Source organism: Tissierella praeacuta DSM 18095, from assembly GCF_900128955.1.
Lineage (GTDB): Bacteria > Bacillota > Clostridia > Tissierellales > Tissierellaceae > Tissierella > Tissierella praeacuta.
In genome coordinates, this window is record NZ_FQTY01000001.1 from 1 (window position 1) to 22962 (window position 22962).

25 protein-coding genes are annotated in these 22962 nt (G+C 28.4%); 23 read left to right on the plus strand and 2 right to left on the minus strand.

Going from position 1 to position 22962, the window contains the following annotated elements:
* The 19 genes from BUB33_RS00005 to BUB33_RS00095 all read left to right on the plus strand — a co-directional run.
* The coding region (locus tag BUB33_RS00005; RefSeq protein WP_084725007.1) for a hypothetical protein at positions 1 to 258 on the plus strand (258 nt) is incomplete at its 5' end.
* A 165-nt stretch (positions 259 to 423) separates the two neighbouring features.
* Positions 424 to 1173 carry a peptidylprolyl isomerase gene (locus BUB33_RS00010; RefSeq protein ID WP_072971324.1) on the plus strand — a complete coding sequence of 250 codons (750 nt, stop codon included), beginning with the start codon at positions 424 to 426 and terminating at the stop codon, positions 1171 to 1173.
* 154 nt (positions 1174 to 1327) lie between these two features.
* On the plus strand, positions 1328 to 2308 hold the full coding sequence (locus BUB33_RS00015) for an RnfABCDGE type electron transport complex subunit D (protein ID WP_234949953.1): 981 nt from the start codon (positions 1328 to 1330) through the stop codon (positions 2306 to 2308).
* Entirely contained in the window at positions 2305 to 2910 is a 606-nt protein-coding gene (locus BUB33_RS00020) for an RnfABCDGE type electron transport complex subunit G (protein ID WP_072971326.1), read from the plus strand. Before BUB33_RS00015 ends, BUB33_RS00020 begins: the two co-directional genes overlap by 4 nt.
* Before the next feature lie 3 nt (positions 2911 to 2913).
* Positions 2914 to 3552: an NADH:ubiquinone reductase (Na(+)-transporting) subunit D gene (locus BUB33_RS00025; protein WP_072971328.1), complete on the plus strand. Its 639-nt coding sequence runs from the start codon at positions 2914 to 2916 to the stop codon at positions 3550 to 3552.
* Positions 3549 to 4139 (plus strand): NADH:ubiquinone reductase (Na(+)-transporting) subunit E, encoded by a 591-nt coding sequence (locus BUB33_RS00030; RefSeq protein WP_072971330.1) that lies wholly within the window; start codon positions 3549 to 3551, stop codon positions 4137 to 4139. Before BUB33_RS00025 ends, BUB33_RS00030 begins: the two co-directional genes overlap by 4 nt.
* Before the next feature lie 13 nt (positions 4140 to 4152).
* Positions 4153 to 5256 carry an NADH:ubiquinone reductase (Na(+)-transporting) subunit F gene (locus BUB33_RS00035; RefSeq protein ID WP_072971332.1) on the plus strand — a complete coding sequence of 368 codons (1104 nt, stop codon included), beginning with the start codon at positions 4153 to 4155 and terminating at the stop codon, positions 5254 to 5256.
* Positions 5257 to 5363: 107 nt separating this feature from the next.
* Positions 5364 to 6710 carry a GTP pyrophosphokinase gene (locus BUB33_RS00040; protein ID WP_072971334.1) on the plus strand — a complete coding sequence of 449 codons (1347 nt, stop codon included), beginning with the start codon at positions 5364 to 5366 and terminating at the stop codon, positions 6708 to 6710.
* A gap of 74 nt (positions 6711 to 6784) precedes the next feature.
* On the plus strand, positions 6785 to 8545 hold the full coding sequence (locus tag BUB33_RS00045; protein WP_072971343.1) for a DUF4153 domain-containing protein: 1761 nt from the start codon (positions 6785 to 6787) through the stop codon (positions 8543 to 8545).
* A 77-nt stretch (positions 8546 to 8622) separates the two neighbouring features.
* Positions 8623 to 9099 carry a peptide-methionine (S)-S-oxide reductase MsrA gene (gene msrA / locus BUB33_RS00050; RefSeq protein ID WP_072971350.1) on the plus strand — a complete coding sequence of 159 codons (477 nt, stop codon included), beginning with the start codon at positions 8623 to 8625 and terminating at the stop codon, positions 9097 to 9099.
* Between the two features lie 46 nt (positions 9100 to 9145).
* Positions 9146 to 10021, plus strand: a complete 876-nt coding sequence (locus BUB33_RS00055; protein WP_072972830.1) for a radical SAM/SPASM domain-containing protein — start codon at positions 9146 to 9148, stop codon at positions 10019 to 10021.
* Between the two features lie 113 nt (positions 10022 to 10134).
* Positions 10135 to 12456: an anaerobic ribonucleoside triphosphate reductase gene (locus BUB33_RS00060; RefSeq protein WP_072971353.1), complete on the plus strand. Its 2322-nt coding sequence runs from the start codon at positions 10135 to 10137 to the stop codon at positions 12454 to 12456.
* Between the two features lie 11 nt (positions 12457 to 12467).
* Positions 12468 to 12938 (plus strand): anaerobic ribonucleoside-triphosphate reductase activating protein, encoded by a 471-nt coding sequence (nrdG, locus tag BUB33_RS00065; protein ID WP_072971356.1) that lies wholly within the window; start codon positions 12468 to 12470, stop codon positions 12936 to 12938.
* 73 nt (positions 12939 to 13011) lie between these two features.
* Positions 13012 to 13509: a GAF domain-containing protein gene (locus BUB33_RS00070; protein WP_072971359.1), complete on the plus strand. Its 498-nt coding sequence runs from the start codon at positions 13012 to 13014 to the stop codon at positions 13507 to 13509.
* A 114-nt stretch (positions 13510 to 13623) separates the two neighbouring features.
* Positions 13624 to 15087, plus strand: a complete 1464-nt coding sequence (locus BUB33_RS00075) for an aminoacyl-histidine dipeptidase (protein WP_200778078.1) — start codon at positions 13624 to 13626, stop codon at positions 15085 to 15087.
* Positions 15088 to 15175: 88 nt separating this feature from the next.
* Positions 15176 to 15580 (plus strand): DUF1292 domain-containing protein, encoded by a 405-nt coding sequence (locus BUB33_RS00080; protein ID WP_072971365.1) that lies wholly within the window; start codon positions 15176 to 15178, stop codon positions 15578 to 15580.
* 64 nt (positions 15581 to 15644) lie between these two features.
* Positions 15645 to 16466, plus strand: coding sequence for a Cof-type HAD-IIB family hydrolase (locus BUB33_RS00085; RefSeq protein ID WP_072971368.1), 822 nt, complete (start codon positions 15645 to 15647; stop codon positions 16464 to 16466).
* Between the two features lie 15 nt (positions 16467 to 16481).
* Positions 16482 to 17435, plus strand: coding sequence for a tRNA modification radical SAM protein MnmL/YtqA (gene mnmL, locus BUB33_RS00090; protein WP_234949954.1), 954 nt, complete (start codon positions 16482 to 16484; stop codon positions 17433 to 17435).
* Between the two features lie 81 nt (positions 17436 to 17516).
* A complete protein-coding gene (locus BUB33_RS00095) occupies positions 17517 to 17951 on the plus strand; it encodes a hypothetical protein (protein ID WP_072971372.1) in 435 nt (144 codons plus the stop codon).
* Positions 17952 to 18003: 52 nt separating this feature from the next.
* Here BUB33_RS00095 and BUB33_RS00100 read toward each other — a convergent pair whose 3' ends face one another.
* The gene (locus BUB33_RS00100) at positions 18004 to 18171 is read right to left on the minus strand and encodes a DUF1540 domain-containing protein (protein ID WP_072971376.1); all 168 of its coding nucleotides are present in this window, start codon (positions 18169 to 18171) and stop codon (positions 18004 to 18006) included.
* A 128-nt stretch (positions 18172 to 18299) separates the two neighbouring features.
* Between BUB33_RS00100 and BUB33_RS00105 the strand changes: the two genes are divergently transcribed.
* Positions 18300 to 19034, plus strand: coding sequence for a pseudouridine synthase (locus BUB33_RS00105; RefSeq protein WP_072971380.1), 735 nt, complete (start codon positions 18300 to 18302; stop codon positions 19032 to 19034).
* A 26-nt stretch (positions 19035 to 19060) separates the two neighbouring features.
* Positions 19061 to 19621 (plus strand): DUF6648 family protein, encoded by a 561-nt coding sequence (locus BUB33_RS00110; protein ID WP_312667154.1) that lies wholly within the window; start codon positions 19061 to 19063, stop codon positions 19619 to 19621.
* A gap of 28 nt (positions 19622 to 19649) precedes the next feature.
* Here the strand turns inward: BUB33_RS00110 and BUB33_RS00115 are convergent, their stop codons facing one another.
* Positions 19650 to 20201, minus strand: coding sequence for an MltG/YceG/YrrL family protein (locus BUB33_RS00115; RefSeq protein ID WP_072971386.1), 552 nt, complete (start codon positions 20199 to 20201; stop codon positions 19650 to 19652).
* Positions 20202 to 20303: 102 nt separating this feature from the next.
* Here BUB33_RS00115 and BUB33_RS00120 point away from each other — a divergent pair, with 102 nt between their 5' ends.
* The gene (locus tag BUB33_RS00120; protein ID WP_072971389.1) at positions 20304 to 21272 is read left to right on the plus strand and encodes an RluA family pseudouridine synthase; all 969 of its coding nucleotides are present in this window, start codon (positions 20304 to 20306) and stop codon (positions 21270 to 21272) included.
* A 17-nt stretch (positions 21273 to 21289) separates the two neighbouring features.
* Positions 21290 to 22954, plus strand: coding sequence for a nucleoside kinase (locus tag BUB33_RS00125; RefSeq protein ID WP_200778079.1), 1665 nt, complete (start codon positions 21290 to 21292; stop codon positions 22952 to 22954).
* Positions 22955 to 22962 lie beyond the last annotated feature (8 nt).

The window sequence follows — 22962 nt, forward strand, 5'->3', positions numbered from 1 at the left end:
ATGAAAACAATTGATGAATGGCTCAGAAGAAGAATTCGAATGATAACATGGAAAAGTTGGAAGAAGGTCAAGACGAAATTTGTTAACCTTAAGAAACTGGGAGTAGCAAGAGAAAAGGCATGGGAATGGGCAAATACAAGAAAAGGCTACTGGCATACGGCCAATAGCTGGATTCTTGCAACAACCCTAACCAATGCTAGGTTTGAAAAACAAGGTTATTTAAGTTTTCTTAAATATTACCTTGAAGTTAAAGTGTAAACTATGAAACCGCCGTATACCGAACGGTACGTACGGTGGTGAGGGAGGTCGGTAAATAAATTAATTATTTACCTCCTACCCGATTTATTGACAATAGAAAACCTATATGGTAACTTAGTAAGGATTGTGAATTATGTTTTAAAATTTTAAAAAAGGAGAATACATATGAGTGAAAAAAGAGTGCTTGCAGTAGTTAATGGTAAAGAAATAACTGAGGATACTGTACTTAAGTTTCTTAATGATTTGGGACCTCAAATGGCAATGCAGTTTCAATCGCCAGAAGGTATTAAAAGAGTAGTAGATGAATTGGTAAATCAAGAATTAATATATTTAAACGCTTTAGAAAATGAATTAGATAAGGAAGAAGGTTTTACTAAGGAATTAGAAAGACTGAAAGAAGGCTTGCTTAAACAATATGCCTTAAATAATATTTTATCTGAAGTAACAGTGACAGAAGGTGAAATATTAGAGTTTTATAATAAAAACAAGGAAAATTTTAAGAAGCCAGAAACTGTAATTGCTAGTCATATTTTGGTGGATAATGAAGATAAAGCTAAAGATATTATAAATGAAATAAATAATGGACTTTCTTTTGAAGAAGCTGCACAAAGCTATTCATCCTGTCCTTCTAAGGAACGAGGAGGAAATTTAGGCGAATTTACTAAAGGACAAATGGTTCCAGAGTTTGAAACAGCTGCTTTTAATATGGAAGTAGATACTATTTCAGAACCAGTAAAAACTCAATTTGGGTATCATATAATTAAACTATTAGCTAAAAATAAAGAATCCTTAAGTACATTTGATGAAATTAAAAAAGAGATAACTCAGCAAGTACTTGGAATGAAGCAACAACAAGTTTATTTGGATAAAACTAATCAATTAAAACAAAAATATGAAGTAGTAAATAATATGTAAGAATGAGAGGTATTATACCTCTCTTTTTTTAAACTAATAACTTTAATAAGTTTATTGTTACATTTAATTACTTAACTTACAAATGTTATTTTAGGAGAAAATTGGGAATATATCAATATAGTAGATTAATTTATCAATATATGGGGGTGTTATTTTGAGTTTGGAAAATTTTTCAAAGCATTTTATTAAGCAAAAGATGATGCGAACAGTTATTATTTCTTTAATACCAATAGTATTTGCATCTATCTATTTTTTTGGATGGAGGACACTAATACTTTTGGGAATTGTTACAATGGCAGGGGTAGCAACAGAATGGAGTTTTGAAAAAAATTACAATAAGAAGGTGTCAGAGGCAATATTTGTTAGTTGTATTTTATATACTATGACATTGCCTCCCACTACTCCCTATTGGATAGCAGTGGTGGGGATTATATTTGGCATTTTATTTGGTAAGGAGGTATTTGGAGGATTTGGAAAAAATGTATTTAATCCAGCCTTAGTTGCTAGAGCATTTGTATATGTATGTTTTCCTACACCATTAACTATAGAGTGGTCAAAGGCTTCCTTGAAATTTCCAGGTGGATTTAGTAATTATATAACAGAAGGAGTCGAGACCGTATCTCAAGCAACACCTATGCTTTTATTTAGAGATACTGGTAAAATGACATCTTTAATAGATTTACTTATAGGAAATGTATCTGGCTCTATAGGAGAGACTTCTGCTATTTTAATAATATTGGCAGGAATTTATCTAATTTATAAGAAGGTTGCTTCATGGCAGATAATGTCTGGTGTGTTAATTGGATTTACTGGATTAAGTGGCATTCTATATCTATTGGGAAATAGCCAAATTCCAAATCCTATCTTTGGTGTTTTAGCAGGTGGATTATTATTTGGTACTGTATTTATGGCAACAGACCCAATATCTGCTCCAAAAACTAAAGAGGGAAAATGGATTTATGGTATTCTTATAGGTGTAGTTACGGTAATTATTAGAGGATATGCTTTATTCGCTGGAGGCATGATGTTTGCCATACTTATTGGAAATACATTTGCACCCATAATAGATGAGGGAGTTAACTCCTATAAGCGATATAAAAAGGATAAGGCTAAAGAAAAAGAGGTGGCAATATGAAAAAATCTTTTAGTTTTCCAATAGTTTTTATGGTTATACTCACTGCTTTTTTCACTTTTATATTAGCTTTTTTAAACTACAGTACTGCTGATAGAATTGCTTTTAATCAAGAAATAGAATTAAGTAAGAAACTTCTATATATTTTTGATATTCAGCCATTATCTGAAAATCCTAATGATATTAATCAAGCTTTTATGGATAATATAGATAATATAGGATCAGAGGATGAACCAATGTATATATATTATGGAGAAAACAAAGAAGTCTTAGGATATGCTGTGCCTATAAGCGGTTCTGGTCTTTGGGGAAGCATAGAGGGGTATGTTGGTGTTTCATCAGATTATTCAACAATTCTTGGATTGGACTTTACCTCTCATAGTGAAACACCAGGACTAGGTGGTAGAATATCAGAAGATTGGTACAAAGAGCAATTTAGAGGAATTGATATAACGGAATCACAAAATGGAAATTATATTATATACAGACCATCAGCAGGAGGAAATATAGATGCTATAGCAGGTGCAACATTAACATCAAAATCTGTAAGCAAATTATTAAATGAAGATCTTGATAAATTTATTAAAGAAAGAAAGGGGGAATAGAAAGTGGCAGGAGATAGCCCTAAAAAAATATTCAAAATGGGACTTTGGGAAGATAATCCTGTATTAGTTCAAATAATAGGTATATGTTCCGCATTGGCCGTAACTAATCTTATGTTAAATTCATTAATTATGGGAGTAGGACTAATCTTTGTTACTGCATTATCATCTTTCACTGTATCTTTGATTAGAACTTTTACTCCTAAGCATATTAGAATGATGGTACAAGTACTTATAATAGCAGCATATGTAATCATAGTAGATATTTTTCTAAAGGCATATATGCCTGAAATGAGTAAGGCATTAGGACCTTATGTAGGCTTGATTATTACAAACTGTATAATAATGGGCAGAGCAGAAGCCTATGCCCAAAAAAATCCACCTATACCTTCATTTTTAGATGGGGTGGCATCAGGCTTAGGTTATACATTAGTTCTTCTAATAATAGCATTTTTTAGAGAACTATTAGGATTTGGAACGATTTTTGGTATTCAGGTTTTGGGAGACTGGTGGACACCTTGGACTATTATGATAATGCCGCCAGCAGCTTTTTTTATTCTAGCAGTTATTATTTGGGTAGCTAAAAATGTGAGAGAAAAAGAAAAGAGAGAAGATAAAAAGAAAGGTCAGGTGGTTAGCCAATGATAGAACTTAATCCTTTCGTTATATTTTTTGCGGCAATATTTACAAATAATATGATATTTAGTAATTTTCTAGGCATGTGTTCATTTATAGCCGTTTCAAGAGAAATACCTACTTCTCTTGGATTGGGGCAGGCCGTTACATTTGTTTTAGCTTGTACAACTATAATAAATTATCTTATATATCATTATGTTCTACTGCCACTACATTTAGAGTATTTAAGGTTTATAGTTTTTATTATAAGTATAGCCGCTTTTGTACAACTTTTAGAGATGATTGTTGAAAGATATCTTCCTAATCTATATTATGCACTTGGAATATTTTTACCATTAATAACTGTTAATTGTGCTATTTTAGGAGTTTCATTATTTATGATAATTCGTAACTATAATCTTCTTCAATCTATTGGTTTTAGTATTGGTTCAGGAATAGGATGGACACTAGCTATAGTTGCTTTGGCTGGTATTAGACAGAAAATGAAGAAAGCATCTGTACCTAAGGGGCTTGAAGGACCAGGGATAACACTGATTATCACTGGGTTAATGGCATTAGCATTTATAGGTTTTTCAGGCATAGTCCAAATTCAATAATGGGGGAAAAAATATGAATGAGATAATAATAACCACAGCAACTGTTACGGGCATTTCGGCCATATTTGCATTTTTACTTACTCTTGCGGATAAAACTATAGGAAATTATGGAGAAGTAAAATTAACTATAAACAATGATAAGGAATATATAGTTAATGGAGGTTCTTCTCTTTTATCCACTTTAATTGAAGAAAAGATTTTTATCCCCTCTGCTTGTGGGGGGAAGGGAACTTGTGGGTATTGTAAAGTAAAAGTTATTGATGGTGGAGGTCCTGTGTTGCCAACTGAAACTCCTTTTTTAACAGAAGATGAGTTGAAAGACAATATTAGACTCTCTTGTCAATGTAAAGTAAAAGAGAATATTAAAATTCAGATACCAGAAGAACTATTTAATGTAAAAGAATATATTGCAACAGTGGAAGAAATAGAAGATATGACTTCAGTAATCAAAAGATTGAGAATTAGATTACCAGAAGGAGAGGAAATTAAATTTAAACCAGGTCAGTTTATTCAGTTTAAAGCACCTATTTATGATGGGAATGATGAAGAAGTTTATAGAGCTTATTCTATAGCATCTTCTCCTTCAGATAAGGGATATATTGAATTATTCATAGGATATGTACCTGGTGGTAAATGTACTACCTATGTACATAAACATTTGAAAGTAGGAGATACTGTCCAAATTAATGGACCCTATGGAGATTTTTATTTTCACGATGATAATGATAGGGAAGTTATACTAGTTGCAGCTGGAACAGGAATAGCTCCTATACTTTCTATACTTAAGCATATGAAAGAGTATAATATAAATAGAAAAGCAAGGTTTTATTTTGGGGCAAAAACTCCAGATGATTTATTTTTATTAGACTATTTTAAGGAGTTAGAGGAAACTCTTTTTGATTTTAAATTTATTCCTACTTTATCAAGGGTGAGTGAGGAACATAATTGGACTGGAGAAAAAGGCAGGGTAAATAATACTATAGAAAGACATCTTGAGAGTCCTGAAAATAAAGAAGCTTATCTTTGTGGAAATCCACCAATGATAGACTCTATGGTAAAAGCCCTTGTAAATAAAGGCTTGCCAGAAGAATTAATATATTTCGATAAATTTGATTAAGAGAAATCCATTAGGTTTCTCTTTTTTTGTGGACTAATATTATATATTTTATGATATAATTAAATATGTATATAAATTATATACAAAAAATCCTAGGGGGATAGATAATGAAACTCGAATTATTCGACTTTATAGATGAAACCTTAGAGCTTATAGAAGAAAGAAAGGAAAGCATAGAAAATGTAGCAAATTCTTTAGAAAAATTTTTCACTGACAGTTTTTTTATAAAGGATCATTTTTTAAATGTTAATTATAGAATTAAATCTCCAGAAAGTCTAAGAGAAAAAATATTGCGTCATAATTTCTACATAAAATATAAGACTCCAGAGAATTTATTAAATAATCTATCAGATTTAATAGGTTTTAGAATTGAATGTAGATTTATTGAAGATGAAGAAAAAATTTATAAAGATATTATGAAATTATTTGAGATAAAATGCGAAAATGGCTTTTATACTAATCATCTTAATTCAAATATTTTATTACAATTAGATGAGAAACAACCACAGAAGCAAAAAAACGGATTTGAAATATATAAAATTGATGGTAAGTATTGTAAAGATGGAAATTGTATTAACTTTGAGTTGCAGATAAAATCTTTAGTAAATGTTTTTTGGGGAGAAATAGACCATAGGGTATTATATAAAAACTTTAACTATATGCTAACTGAAGATTTTTTTAGAGATATTATGTCTTCTATAAAAGACAATTTATCTATGATTGACAGACAACTAATGCTTGTATATAATCATTTAAATGGAATGGATGCAAGCAATTCTTTAAACAAAAAAGTTCAGTTACAAGCTTTATTGTCAAAGATTATTCATGATATCTATATAGTCAAAATAAGACAAGAAATAGGATTTGTTGTGGATTTTAAAAAGTCTACAGATGTAATTGTAAACTATATTTTTATGAAGGGTGGACCTGAAGAATCAGAAAACTATAGTGTGAATTTCCTTAGAATATTAAATAGATTAAATGAAATAGGTAAGAACGATATATCCTTTAACAGATATATAAATTTTGAAAGAGAGATTTTTTTCAATGATGACTTTACAAGAAAAATTGGTAGTAGAATTCTTGAGATAATAAATAAAGACTTTAGATGGAATTTATTTTTTAGAATAATATTTGAAATAGAAGAAGGTAACAATGCAGAAGACTTTGAAGGCTTTATGATATTTATTAGATATAGATTTTATGAGAATTTAATGCTTAAATTGGAAAATAAAGATATGGAAGAATATGAAAAAGATGAAATAATTAATTATGTAATGGAGGATATTGCTACTGCATTTTCAAAAGAGATTGATATTGATTTTTTAAGTGATTGCAGTATTAAGTCTTTAAATTATAATATAGGGAATCTCTTTGATAAAATAGATTCTTTTATGGATTGGAAAGAAAATAAAGAAAAAATATCAGAGGCAATATTAAATCATGATTTTTAAAGTATTTGAAAAAATCAAATACTTTTTTTCTTATTGGGTAAAAATATATTGTAAGGTAGAAAGGAGCTGAAAAGATGAAATTTTTTAGTAAAGTAAAAACCACGTTGTTAAGTATAAGAGAAAGTATTAAAAGATTTCCTATAACTGTAACTATGTCTACAATTTTGGCTATTTTGTTAATTTATATGAATGAAACACATTTAACTAGAGAGAGTCGAGAAATATTGGAAAAAATAAACCTAATAATAGGGCTTAGTATTCCTTTATCATTATGTATTGGATTATTAGTAGAGAAGTTTCTTTGGAAAAACAAATCAATTGAGATATTGTTATATGGTATTGGAATTGGATTTTTAGTATTATATTACTTTAATTTTATAAATGATTATAAAATGGTGCCTATGTCTAGATACTTAGGAACTATGATGTTTTTTTTATTGTCTTCTTTATATATACAGAGGATTGGAAAGAATAATAAGTATGAGTATTACTTAATGGATATATGGTCTAGTTTTACTTTAACATTTGTATATTCATTTGTTTTATATTTTGGTGTAGCAGCAATACTTTTTACTATAGAGAAGCTATTCGATGTAAATATTCATGGTGAAATTTATTATTATATGTTTTTAATAGTATCTTTAGTATTTGCAGTGTCCTTATTTTTATCTAAATTTCCATCTATGGAAGAAGAATATGATGAAGTAGAGTATACTAAGGCATTGAAGATACTTTTAATATATATAGTAATTCCTTTAATAACTATATATACAGTAATACTATATGTTTATTTTGGAAAGATACTTATAACAAGGGAATGGCCTAGAGGATTAGTGTCACATTTAGTATTATGGTACTCAACATTGGCCGTAGGAGTAATATTTTTAATAACTCCAATATTAGAAAATAGTAAAGTAGCAAAATTATTTAAGGATTTATTTCCTAAAATAATACTTCCAGTAATTTTTATGATGTTTATGTCTATTTATCAAAGAATATCTCAATATGGAATAACTGAAAATAGATATTATATAGTGACCCTTGGACTGTGGGTATTGGGAATAATGTTATATTTTTCATTTAAAAAACCTTTGAAAAATATTATTATACCTATAAGTTTATCTTTAATTATATTAAATTCAGTATATGGGCCTCTAAGTAGTTTTGTTATTTCAAAGTTTAGTCAAAATAAAAGATTTGAAAATATATTAGTTAGAAATAATATGTTAAGTAATGGTCAAATAGTTAAAAATAGTGAAATATCTTTAGATGATAAAAGGGAAATAAGCAATATAATAAGCTATTTTGATTCAAATCACGGGTTAAAGGATATAAAAGCATTGCCAAAGGATTTTGATTTAGATAGGATGGAGGACGTACTTGGATTTGAATATAAACCTTATTATTTATATGAGAAAGATAGATATTTCTACTATAGTGTAAATAACACAGAAGATGCTATTGATATAAAAGGATATGATCATTATGTACGGATGAACTCATGGAATGAAAATAAAATAGAAGTTTCTGGGCTTGATTTACAATATAATAGATTAGGAAATTCTTTGATTGTTTCTAAAGAAGATAATATTATATTTGAGCAGGATATGCTTCAGTTTGTAAATGATATATACCAAAAACAAAAAAATAAATTACAAAACGAAAATAAAAATTATATGAGTTATAAGGATATGGCATATGAAATTGTTTTTAGTGGTATTGAGGAGAATATAAATTTTAAATTTATATTTACTGATGTAAGTGGAAGGATAGAAGATGATAATAATTTAGTTATTCAAAGTATAGATTTTATTCTATTAATTGGGAATAAATAATAATATGAGTATGAATTTTATTTTATGATAAATAGTAGTATAATATCTATTTGGAATACTAGCAAAGGAGGCTTACCATGAAAGAAATATATTTAGCAGGCGGATGCTTTTGGGGAGTACAGGAATATATGTCAAGAATAAATGGAGTAGTAGAGACAAAGGTGGGCTATGCAAATGGAGTTACAAGTAACCCAAGTTATAAAGAAGTATGTATGGGTACTACTGGTCATGCAGAAACTACTTATGTAAAATATGATGAGAGTATTATTTCCCTTGAAGAACTGTTAAATAAATTTTGGAAAATAATAGATCCAACCATGTTAAATAGGCAGGGACCAGATATAGGAAATCAATATAGAACAGGAATTTATTATATAGATGATAAGGATTTGGAATTTATAAATAAAACCTTAGAGGAGCAGAAAACTAAACATACTAAACCCATAGCAACAGAGATTAAAAAATTAAAATCTTTTTATGATGCAGAAGAATATCATCAAGATTATTTAAAGAAAAATCCAGGTGGTTATTGTCATATAGATTTAAGTAAATGAATTGAATCCCTTAGGGGATTCTTTTAATGTATATGGAGTTGATAGAATGAAAAGATTTAAAAAAATATATATAGAGATAACAAATATATGTAATCTTCAATGCAGTTTTTGCCCAAGGACTAAAAGGGAGAAAAGATTTATCACTACTTCTGAATTTTCTCGTGTACTAGATGAAATAAAAGAATTTACTGATTATATTTATTTTCATGTAAAAGGAGAGCCGCTTTTACATCCAAATATAGAGGAGTTATTGAATATATCACATAATAAGGGATTTAAGGTAAATATAACCACCAATGGGACTTTAATCTCTAAGGTACAAGAAAAACTAATTGGTAGTCCATCTCTTAGACAAATTAATATTTCGTTACATAGCTTTGATGGGAATGATGAGATGGATAATAAAGAAGATTATCTAAACAATATATTTGAATTTATTAATTTAGCAAAGAAAAACAAATTCTTAATAATTTCATTAAGACTTTGGAATTTAACAGATGATAATTTGATTAATAAAAAAACACAAAAAAATAAAGAGATTCTAAGAAGAATTGAAGAAGAATTTAAACTTGAATTTCAAATTGAAGATATAATAAATCCTCATAGAGGGATTAAATTAGATGATAGAATATATTTAAATCATGATAAGGAATTTATATGGCCAGATTTAAGAAATCAAGATTTTGGTGACAAGGGATACTGTCATGGATTAAGAGACCATATAGGAATTTTAGTCGATGGTACTGTAATACCTTGTTGCTTAGACGGAGAAGGGAATATAGTTTTAGGTAATATATATCAAACAAAGCTAAGTAAAATTTTATCTAGTAATAGAGCAAAAAATATTTATGATGGATTTTCAAAAAGAATTGTTATAGAAGAAATGTGTAAGAAATGTGGATTTAGAACACGTTTCAATTAATTAATAAAGTTAAAAAAATATAATTATTTTGTAAAAGGTTGACACAACATATAGTGGTTTGCTAAAATAATATAGCAATATATAGTATTGATATAAGAAAAGGGGGAATTAGAGTGATTACTAAAATAAAAAAAAGAGATGGTAGAGAGGTACCGTTTAATATTGAAAAGATTTCTAATGCAATTTTTAAGGCAGCCCAAGCTGCTGGAGGACATGATTATAACACATCTATGGCTTTAGCAGAGAAAGTAGTAAATGTTGTAGATGATAAATTTCAAGGAAAGATACCCGATGTAGAAGATATACAAGATATTGTTGAAAAGGTTCTTATTGAATCAGGTCATGCTAAGACTGCTAAGGAATACATATTATATAGAGCTGAAAGAAATAGAGTAAGAGAAATGAATACTAGGCTTATGAAGGTATTTGAAGACCTTACATTTAAGGACGCTAAGGATGTAGATATAAAAAGAGAAAATGCAAATATAGACGGAGATACAGCCATGGGTACAATGCTTAAATATGGTTCTGAATCTGCCAAACAATTCTATGATTTATTTGTCTTAAATCCAAATCATTCAAAGGCTCATAAATCAGGAGATATTCATATACATGATTTAGACTTTCTTACATTAACTACTACTTGTTGTCAAATTGACATAGTTAAATTATTTGAGAATGGCTTTTGTACTGGACATGGTTTTTTAAGGGAACCTAAGGACATACAATCCTATTCAGCATTAGCATGTATTGCTATACAATCAAATCAGAATGATCAACATGGAGGACAATCCATACCTAATTTTGATTATGGAATGGCTTTGGGAGTTAAAAAGACTTATATTAAACAATATAGGCAAAATTTAAGAAAAGCCATTGAATTATTAGTAGAGGATGTGGATTTAGATGATAATTTAGATAATGTATTTAAAGTTTTAGAAGAATATAAGTTATTTCCTACATTAGATAATAATGAGAAATATAGAGAAAAAGAAGCTGAATATTTAAAAGAGTTATTAAATGACACTGAAGTTGTAGAGAAGATACAGAATTTTGCTGAAAGAAATAGCTATAAGGATACAGATAAAAGAACCTTTCAAGCTATGGAAGCATTAATTCATAATTTAAATACTATGCACTCTAGAGCAGGTGCACAAATTCCATTTAGTTCAATTAATTATGGTACAGATACATCTATTGAAGGTAGAATGGTAATTAAAAACTTGCTACTAACCACTGAACAAGGTTTAGGAAATGGAGAAACACCAATATTTCCAATACAAATTTTCAAAGTAAAAGAAGGGGTTAACTATAATAAAGAAGATGTAAATTATGATTTATTTAAATTAGCATGTAAAGTAAGCTCTAAAAGGTTATTTCCTAATTTTTCATTTATAGATGCACCTTTTAATCTTAAATATTATAAAAAAGGGAAACCTGAAACAGAAGTAGCTTATATGGGGTGTAGAACTAGAGTAGTGGGAAATGTCTATGATCCATCTAGGGAAATCGTAAATGGCAGAGGAAACCTAAGTTTCACTACTATAAATCTTCCAAGATTAGGTATTCAAAATCAGGGGAATATAAAAGGGTTTTATAAACAATTAGATGAAACTATAGATTTAGTTATAGAGCAATTAATAGAAAGATTTGAAATACAAGCAAGTAAAAAAGTAAGTAACTTTCCTTTCCTTATGGGACAGGGAGTTTGGATGGATTCAGAAAAATTGTCTAAAGACGATAGTATAAGAGAAGTATTGAAACATGGTACATTATCCATCGGTTTTATAGGTCTAGCAGAATGTTTAAAAGCTTTAGTGGGGAGTCACCATGGTGAGAGTAAGGAATCTCAGGAACTTGGAATAGCCATAGTTAAACATATGAGAGATAGAATGGATGATATTAGCAAACAATATAAGATGAATTTTACTTTAATTGGTACTCCAGCTGAAGGTACTGCAGGACGATTTGTTAAGATTGATAGGGAAATATTTGGCGATATAGAGGGTGTAACTACAAAAGAGTACTATACAAATAGTTTCCATATTCCAGTTTATTATAAGATTAAAGCAATAGATAAGATAAATTTAGAAGCACCATATCATGAATTGACCAATGCTGGACATATAACTTATGTAGAGTTAGATGGGGATCCATCTTATAATTTAGACGCCTTTGAAAAGATAGTTAGGGCTATGAAAGAAGCTGGTATTGGATATGGTTCAATTAATCATCCAATAGATAGAGATCCAGTATGTGGCTATACAGGAATAATAGGAGATATATGTCCACAATGCGGAAGAGAAGAAGGAAATATTAAATTTGAAAGAATTCGCCGTATAACAGGATATTTAGTAGGTACTCTTGATAGATTTAATGATGCTAAAAAAGCTGAAGAAAGAGATAGAGTAAAACATTTTTCCTGTAGTAAGTAAGGAGAAGAAAAATGAGTAAAATAAGAATAGCAGGAATAGAAGAAGAGTCTATTGTAGATGGGCCAGGTATTAGGTTAGTAGTATTTACTCAGGGATGTAATCATAATTGTATTGGATGCCATAATCCTGAAACTCATTCCTTTTACGGGGGTAAATTAGTAGACATAGATAATATAATTAATATGATAATAGAAAATCCTTTATTAGATGGAATTACTCTCAGTGGGGGAGAACCTTTTGAGCAGGCAATAGAATGTAGTATTTTAGCTAAAAGAGTTAGAAATATGGGATTAAATGTAGTTACCTATACAGGATATACCTTTGAAGAAATACTTAGAAATGATAATTTTAGAGAATTGCTATTGCAAACTGATATATTAATAGATGGTAAGTTCGATATATCTAAAAAATCCATGATGCTACAATTTCGAGGGTCAACAAATCAAAGGATAATAGATGTAAAAAAATACTTAGGTCTATAATAAAATTATTTTCATTGTTAAAGTATAATATATTTGATAATATATGGTAAAGGAGTATTCTAAGAGGTGAAATATGTTTAAGTTAGATATTATTAAAGATATGAATCAGGAACAAAGATTAAAATATATGTTAGTTCTTATTAAAGGTCAAATTAGTTCGGAGAAAGATGATCTAGCCAATATATCAAATGTGACAGGTATAATAATGTCTTGTGTTGATAGATTGAATTGGGCAGGGTTTTATATATTAAGAGATAAGGAATTAGTATTAGGACCATTTCAAGGGTTACCAGCTTGTAATAGGATTTCCATATGCAAGGGAGTATGTGGGAAGGCAGTAGAATCTAGAAATGTTCAGTTAGTTCCAGATGTTCATTTATTTCCAGGGCATATTGCTTGTGACTCTAATTCGAATTCAGAACTTGTCATCCCTATAATAAAAGATAATAAAGTTTATGGGGTATTAGATTTAGATAGCCCTATAAAAAATAGATTTACAAAGTTGGAAGAAGAATATTTTATTAAACTTGTTGAAATATTAAATGAAAAGATTAATTGGGATAATATATAAATTTTATTAATAAAGTACTATAATTAAAGTTTAAAGACTATTAATGTTGGCAAAAATTATAATATTGTATTCAAATAGGAATAATATAAAAAACAAATAATAATTACAGAGAGGATGATAAATTTGAGAGTCTTAGAAGGTCTTAAGCCAGAGAGGGTAATGTATTATTTCGAAGAAATATCTAAAATACCTCGTTGCTCCTATGATGAACAAAGAATAAGTAATTATTTAGTCAATTTAGGTAAAAACTTAGGATTAGAAGTTATTCAAGATGAAGCATTAAATGTAATTATAAAAAAACCAGCATATAAAGGATATGAAAATAGTCCTATTGTAATACTGCAAGGACATATGGATATGGTTGGTGAAAAGACTAATGACTCAAATCATAATTTTTCAAAAGATCCCATTAAGATGGAGATAGACGGAGATTATATTATTGCAAGGGAAACGACTCTTGGTGCTGATAATGGTATTGCAGTAGCTATGGCTCTAGCTATACTAGAATCAAAAGATATACCTCATCCAACATTAGAAGTACTTATTACATCAAATGAAGAATCAGGTATGAGTGGAGCAGAAGCATTGTCACCATCTAACATAGAAGGTAAAATTTTAATAAATATTGACTCTGAAGAAGAAGGGAAAATACTTGTAAGCTGTGCAGGTGGAGAGAGAAATATAATAACTATTCCAATAGAATGGAAAGAGTTGTCTGAAAAAAAGGAATTATACGAGTTAATAGTTACTGGATTAAAAGGTGGACACTCAGGCATGGAAATTAATAAATCCAGAGGAAATGCTAATAAAATAATGGGAAGGATATTAAATACACTAAATAGAAATGTAGATATAGATTTATGTTATATAGAAGGTGGTTCTAAATCCAATGCTATTCCTAGATATGCAAAAATTATTGTGGGGATTCCAAGGAGTGATATAGAAGAAACTAAAGGTATAATTTCAAATATAGAGAAAGATTTAAAATTTGAATTAAATTCTTCTGATAAGGATATTAAATTAGGAATTAATAAAATACAAAACAATAGATATAGGGCTTTTTCTAAAGATACTAAAGAGAAGATAATTGCTTCTTTAATGCTTTTACCTAATGGAGTTCATTCTATGAGTATGGACATAGAAGGATTAGTAGAGAGTTCTAATAATGTAGGCGTTATAAAGACTGTTGAAGATGAGATAGCCATTGAAATATCCATTAGGTCATCAGTAGGAACATTAAAATCATATATTTCAAATCAAATAAGGTTACTAGCAGAAATTATGGAAATAAAATGGGAAAGACTTTCTTCATATCCTGCTTGGGAATATAGTAAAGAATCTTATATAAGGGATATATTTAAAGAAACATATAAAGACATATATGGTAAAGATATAGATATTACGGCTATTCATGCCGGTCTTGAATGTGGGTTATTTAAAGAAAAATTTGGAGATATGGACATGGTATCCTTTGGACCAAATATGTATGGCGTACATGCACCTGGAGAAAAACTTAGTATTTCTTCTACTGAAAGGACATATGAATTGTTATTAAAAGTATTAGAAAGAATTAAATAAATTTTCTAAAATATATATGTACTTCTATAGTTAAATAAGGTATCATTAGCATATAATTAATTAAATATAATTGCAAAGGAGAATAAAAATGGATAATAAAAAAGATGAAACTTTTGAATACAATGACGAGCATTGTGGTGGATGCGGATGTGGCTGCGACTGTAGTGATGACCATGAATATGAAAATTTTGAATTTGAGGATATGGATGGAAATGATATAATTTATCTAACATTAGATGATGATACTGAGTTAGAGTGTAATGTTTTAGGTATATTTGAGGTTGAAAATATTGAGTATATTGCATTACTTCCTATGGGAGAAGAGGAAGTGCTACTTTATAAATATGTTGAACTTGAAGATGAAGAATTTGATTTATTACCTATAGAGAATGAAGAAGAATTTACAACTGTATCAGAAGCATTTGAAGCTCTATTTTTGGATGAAGAAGATTTTGTAGAGTATGAAAACTATGATGAATTAGACGAGGAATAATTATATAGGAGCACTTTGCCATTTTGGTAAAGTGCTTTTTGCAAACTGTAGGAGGGCAGGAAAATTGTATAAACTAATAGCAATTGATTTAGATGGAACATTGTTAGATGATAATAAAGCAATACCACAAGAAAACTTAGATATTATAAATCAATTAATTAAAAGAAATTATGAAATAGTTATTGCTACAGGACGAAGATATTGGTCCGCCAAGGAACTGACTAAGGAAATAGATGGTCACATGACAATCTTAGCTAACAATGGGAATATAGTTAGGAATTCAGATAATGATAAGGTAATATTTTCTAAGTACCTAAATATGAAGGATTTTCGTACTATTATTAAAGAGGGGAGAAGGAGGAATTTAAGCCCAATTATTCATGTAGATGGGTATGAAGATGGTATTGATATGATAGTCGAATTTTCTGGAGATTATCAGGATTATTTAGAAAAGGATAATAGATTTAAAAAGGTGAATGATTGTCTAAAAATATCAGATAATAGAATATTAGCAGTGGTTTATGGAAATTGTAAAGAAATAATTTATCCTTTTTATGAGGATATAAAGAATAAATATCCTAATATTTATAATATTCATATAATGGAGAATATCAAATTTGCAGAAACTATGCTAGAAATAATGAACCCTCTTGGAAGTAAATGGATTAGTTTGTTAGAGTATGCTAGTACATTAAATATTAAAGCTGAAGAAATAATCGCGATTGGTGATGACAATAATGATTTAGAAATGATAAAAAATGCTGGTATTGGTATTGCTATGAAAAATGCTAGTTCTTTAGTGAAATCTTCAGCAAAAATAATTTCAGATAGAGATAATAATGAAGCAGGTGTTGCTTTTCAGTTAAAAAGGGTATTAAATATTTAAGAAAGGAGGAAGAAGTTGAATCAAATAACAGTATATAATACTTACTCCAAATACTTAAATGATAAATATGGGGAAAAGGTATATAAGCTACCTATAAATCTTCCCTTAACTTGTCCAAATAGAGATGGAACTGTTGGTAAGGGAGGATGTATATTCTGTGGAGAAGAGGGGGGCTCTTTTGAAAACCTAGAATCTTCTCTATCTATAAGGGAGCAATTAGAAATAAATAAAGAGTATATTGGAGCAAGGTATAAGGCAAAGAAATTTATAGCGTATTTTCAAAATTTTACAAACACTTATTTACCTTTTGAAAAATTTAAACATTGCATAGAAGAAGCTTTAATAGATAATATAGTTGGTATATCTATATCAACTAGACCTGACTGCATCAATGATAAATATCTACAATATTTATCTAAGATAAAAGAAGAGTATAATATAGAGATAACTATAGAGTTAGGACTTCAAACGGTAAATTATTATACTTTAAAGAAGATTAATAGAGGACATACATTAGCAGAATATATAGATGCTGCATTAAGAATTAAAAAATATAAGTTAAGAAACTGTACTCATATAATCTTAAATCTTCCTTGGGATAAAGATATAGATGTAATTGAAAATGCAAAAATAGTATCATCTCTAGGTATAGAAGAAATAAAACTTCATGCCTTATATATAGTAAATGGAACTACTTTAGGAAAACTTTATAAAAAAGGGGAAATATCTTTAATATCTAAGGAAGAGTATATGGAAAGGGTAATTTTGTTTTTGGAATATTTGGATCCAAATATTATAATACAAAGAGTTATAGGCAGGGCTCCTGAGAAAAACTCATTATTTACTAATTGGAATGAGTCTTGGTGGAAGATTAGGGATGAGATAGTATCAATTATGGAGATAAGGCACTCTAAACAAGGTATTAAGTTTGATTATCTAAATGGAAAAGGAATAAAAAAATTCGAATAATCTTATAAAATAAAAGAGGAAATTCAAGATTTATGTCGAATATATAATTATAAAATAAAAGAAAGGTAGAGGTGGTTAGTCATGGTTAAGTTAATTTTAGGTGAAAAAGGTTCAGGTAAGACAAAATGGTTAATTGACAATGCTAACAAAGATATGAAAGAGGGAAATGGGAATATTGCTTTTATTGATGTGGATGACAACCATATATTTACTTTAAATTATAATGTAAGACTAATAAATGCCATGGAGTTCAATATATTAAACATTGAATCATTCTATGGCTTTTTGTGTGGGTTAATTGGTATGGATTATGATGTGGAAAAGATATATGTAGATAGTATATATAAGGTAATTAATTTAGATATACTAAGTTTAGAGAAACTTGTAGAGAATTTAAATATAATAAGTGAAAAATTTGAAATAGAATTTTTTATAAATATAGACTATACTATGGAACAAATACCGGAAAGTCTAAAGGAATATTGTATAGAGTTAGAAGTTGAATATGCAATATAAGACAGGAGGCAGAAATCTTTATGATTTCTGCCTTTTTAGATAATTATTTTCACTATCTCATACTATTTGGTTTAAATGTACCACAATCTGTTTCTTCAGATGAAGATGCATTTCTCGGCTGTATTTCTATTTTACCAGCTGTACAAAGATCTCCATTTTTATAGTAATGGCAAGTGTTTACTACACATTTTACTCCTTGGGTAATATTTTCATCATGCATGATAAAATCTCCTTTCAAAATAATTTTCAATATTAGTTTTACTAATTTCTGAATTATTATACCTATAATAGTTTAAATAAAAGAGAAAATGAGGTAGAATAATTATATTACATGAGAAAGGTGATAAAATGGTAAAAAAAGAAAGACTTGATAAGATACTTGCTAATATGGGATATGGTAGTAGAAAAAATGTAAAAAAATTTATAAAAGATGGTAAAGTAAAAGTAAATAATGTTATTATTTTAAATAATGAATTTAAGGTAAATCCATATGAAGATGAGATTTTTTTTAATAATGAAGAAGTATTATATAGAGAATATATATATATTATGTTAAATAAACCTCAAGGAATTGTATCATCTACAGATGATCCAAAAACTAGAACTGTAATAGATTTACTCGATGAAGAATATTTAATTTACAAACCATTTCCCGTAGGAAGATTAGATAAGGATACAGAGGGATTACTGATGTTAAGTAATGATGGAAAGTTAGCACATGAACTGCTATCTCCTAAAAAAGGAATAAATAAAACATACTATGTAGAAGTAGATGGATTTGTAGAGGATAAATATATTGAAGTATTTAAAGATGGTATAATTTTAGAAGATGGATATAAAACTTTACCTGCAAGTTTAGAAATAATAAATGCAAATATAATATCTAAAGTACATTTAACTATTCAAGAGGGGAAATTTCATCAAGTTAAGAGAATGTTTGAAAGTATTGGAATGAAAGTTTTATTTTTAAAAAGAATTTCTATGGGACCTTTAGCTTTAGATGAATCATTAAATCCTGGAGAATATAGAGAATTAAAAGAAGACGAAATAGAATTATTAAAAGTTCATGTAAATATGTTATAATATAATTAAAATTAAAATTAGATAGGGTGTGTAGTTTGAATTTTTATAATAAAAGGGGAAGTTTTGAAAGTTTCTTTGATAATAGGTCTTCCATAATAATTGAGTTTGAAAATGGAAATATAACTAAAAAACAATTTTTAGAATATAATTATGATTTAGTAATGAAGATGAATTTAAAACCATTTTTAAGGATAGATAGTTATGAGATGGGAATGTATAATTATCAATATTACAATGTATTAGCAAAATACTTTAATATGTTAGCAAAAGAAGTAAAAAATACTAGAAAACATCAGAAGTATTATAATTATTATCTAAATAAGGGTAATAATTATTATCATGAAAAGGATAAAGCAGCTCTAAATTTACTTAAATATTTGGAATTTAAAGGAGTAGAAGCATATTATATTAATGTCAATTCTAAGCTTTTAAATGATAAACTTTATGAGATTGTACTTCTTGATTATAAGGAGGCAATATTTCATTCCAAGGCTATTTGGTTATTGGATATACTCAAAAAAGAAGGAGTATTTCTAGAAGAAAAAAAGATATCTTTAATAGATGAATATATTAATGAAACTTACTAAATAAAAATAGAGTCTTTTTGAAGAGACTCTATTTTTTGCCTGCAATTAATTTAACTATTTCTTCTACAGAACTACCTGCTTTAATCTCATAATCTCCAGATTTAAGCTTAGTATCTAATTTTAGCTCTTGAGCTTTTTGAACAAATTCAATTTTATTAGCAAGACCATTTGATTCCAAAATACTCCCAATTTTAGAAGGGAGGGAACCAGATGGAATTGTAATTTTAATAACCTTATCACCTATAGATTCATTTGCATTATTATTTGAATTTTCTGGTGTAGTTTCAGTTTCTTGTGTTTCACTAATGTCATCCTTATTATTTAAATTGTTATTTTTGGATTCATCAGTAGGTTTCTTAGTAGTTTGTTCTTGACTATTATTTATTGTAGAAGAATCATTATCCTTATTATCTTCAATAATAATATCAGTTTTAGGTGGCATATCTAATGCATCTTTGGCAAATAGAAGGTCAAGTCTCCAACCTATTACTAAGACTACAATACCTACTATTCCAACCATTATTATGTAGTCTACAGAATCATAGAGAAAGTCTTTTATTCCTTCAAAAAAATTCTTCATGGTTTCACCTCTCTAAATAACTTTTGTAAAAGTTTAGGTTTTAATTAATTAATAGTGTATAATATAATTATAACATAAGATTTTAGAAAAGGTGATAAAACTTTGAGAGAAATAATAATAGATAAAAACGAAAATGAACAAAGGTTAGATAGATTTTTAAAGAAATATTTAAAAGAAGCACCCCAAGGCTTCGTATATAAAATGATTAGAAAAAAGAATATAAAGGTAAATGACGCTAAGGCACATCCAGAAACTACCATTTACGAAGGAGATAGAATTCAACTTTATCTTTCAGATGAAACTATAGATAAGTTTATTGCGAAAAAAGAAGAAATAAAATCAAAACTTGTACCTAATATTATATATGAAGATGCTAATATTATACTCATAAATAAACCAGTAGGGATACTATCTCATGGTGCGTCTAAGGAGTTTGAAGAAAATATAGTAGATAGTATGATTTCGTATTTAATTGAGAAGGGTGAGTTTATACCTAGAGTTCAGACAACATTTACTCCTTCCATATGTAATAGATTAGATAGAAATACTTCTGGAATAATAATTGGAGCTAAAAATTATCAAGCATTAAAAGAAATAAATGAAGCAATTAAAAATAGTAAAATAAGAAGATTTTATAAAACCATAGTTAAAGGCAGTGTAAGAAAAGAATTCACTGTAGAAGGATATCTATTAAAGAATGAAGACAAAAACAAAGTAACAATACATGAAGAAAATTTAGAGGGTTCAAAAAAAATCATAACAGTTGTAAAACCGCTTAAAAGTAAGAATGGGTATTCTTTACTTGAAATTGAGTTAATTACAGGAAGAACACATCAAATAAGAGGACATTTATCCTCCTTAGGATATCCAGTCATTGGAGATCGAAAATATGGAAGTAAGGAAATAAATAAAACATTTTATGAAGAATATTCATTAGATAATCAATGGCTTCATGGTTATAAAATAGAGTTCAATGGTTTATGTGATGAACTTAAATATCTAAATGGTAAAAGTTTTACTGGGGACTTAATGGGGCAAGCTGCAAAAATAGAAAGAAAATTATTTGGTTAATTTTGGAGGTGTTTAGTGTGGCTAATAAGATTAAGCTAAATGTAGATGGAGAGGGAGAAATATTAGTAGAAAAAGGTATGGTTTTAAAAGATGTATCTAAATTAGTATTTGAAGAAGATTATAAAAAATATTTAGGTGCTAAAATAAATAATGAAGTTTTCAATCTAAGTAAATCAGTAGAAGAAAATACAGATATAAGTTTTTTAGACATTGGTGATGTGGATGGATATAGAATATATACTAGAACTATATCTGCTGTTTTTATAATTGCATGTGGAGAATTATTTCCAGAAAGAACTGTGAGAATAGAGCATTTTTTAGGAGAAGGACTTTATGCAACTTTTGAAAAAGGATATTCCATAACTTTTAGAGAAGTTGAGAAAATACAGGAAAAAATGGAGGAAATAGTTAAAGAGGATTTTCCTATAGTTCGTGAAAAAGTGCCTAAAGAAAAGGCAATGGCACTCTTTAAGCAATATAATTATTATGACAAGATAAGACTTTTTAATACTTTAGATAGAGAAGAGATAGATGTATATAGTATAGGAGGTCATATAGATACATATCATGGCTTCTTAGCTCCATCCACAGGATACGTAGATACTTTTAAACTTAAATATTATTATCCAGGAGTTCTAATTATGTTTCCCAGTATGAATTCTAATTATCAATTACCGGAGTTTAGAGAGTTAAAGAAATTATCTAAGGTATTTAAGGAAGCAAATGATTGGGGCGATATATTAGATTTAGCATATGTAGGCTCCTTAAATGAGAAAATCATAGATGGGGGTATAGCAGAAGTAATTAGGATATCTGAAGCATTCCATGAAAAAAAGATTGCAAATATTGCTGATAAAATTTGTGAAGATGAGGATATTCACTTGATTTTAATAGCTGGGCCTTCATCCTCTGGAAAAACTACATTTTCAAAACGATTAGCAGTTCAATTAAAAGTAAATGGGAAAAGACCAATATCAATTTCAGTAGATGATTATTTTGTTGATAGGGAAAAAACTCCGCTAAATGAAGATGGAACCTATGATTTTGAGTCTATTGATGCAATAGACTTAGAGAGATTAAATAAAGACTTAGTAAGCTTATTGGAAGGAAAAGAAATTGAATTACCTAAGTTCAATTTTATTACAGGTAAGAGTGAAAAATCTGGGAAAATAGTAAAGGTAGATAAAGATCATCCAATAATAGTTGAAGGGATTCATAGTCTAAATCCTAAGATGACCAATTATATTCCTGAAAAGAATAAATATAAAATATATATATCAGCATTAACACAACTTAATATAGATGCTCATAATCGAATTCCAACGACAGATACAAGACTTATTAGAAGAATTGTAAGGGATATTAAATATAGAGGGAATGATGCTACACGTACTTTAGAAATGTGGGCTGGAGTAAGAAAAGGAGAAGAAAAAAATATATTTCCTTTCCAAGAAGAAGCAGATATAATGTTTGATTCTGCCTTAGTATATGAATTATCAGTTCTAAAAAAACATATAAAACCATTGTTAGAAGAAATAGATAGCAGTAGTATTTATTATGGCGAAGCAAAGAAATTACTTAAATTCTTAGAATATTTTAAGGATATTGAAGATGAAGGTATAATACCGCCAAATTCGATTTTGAGAGAATTTATAGGAAAAACTTATTTTGATATTCATTAAGCAAGGGG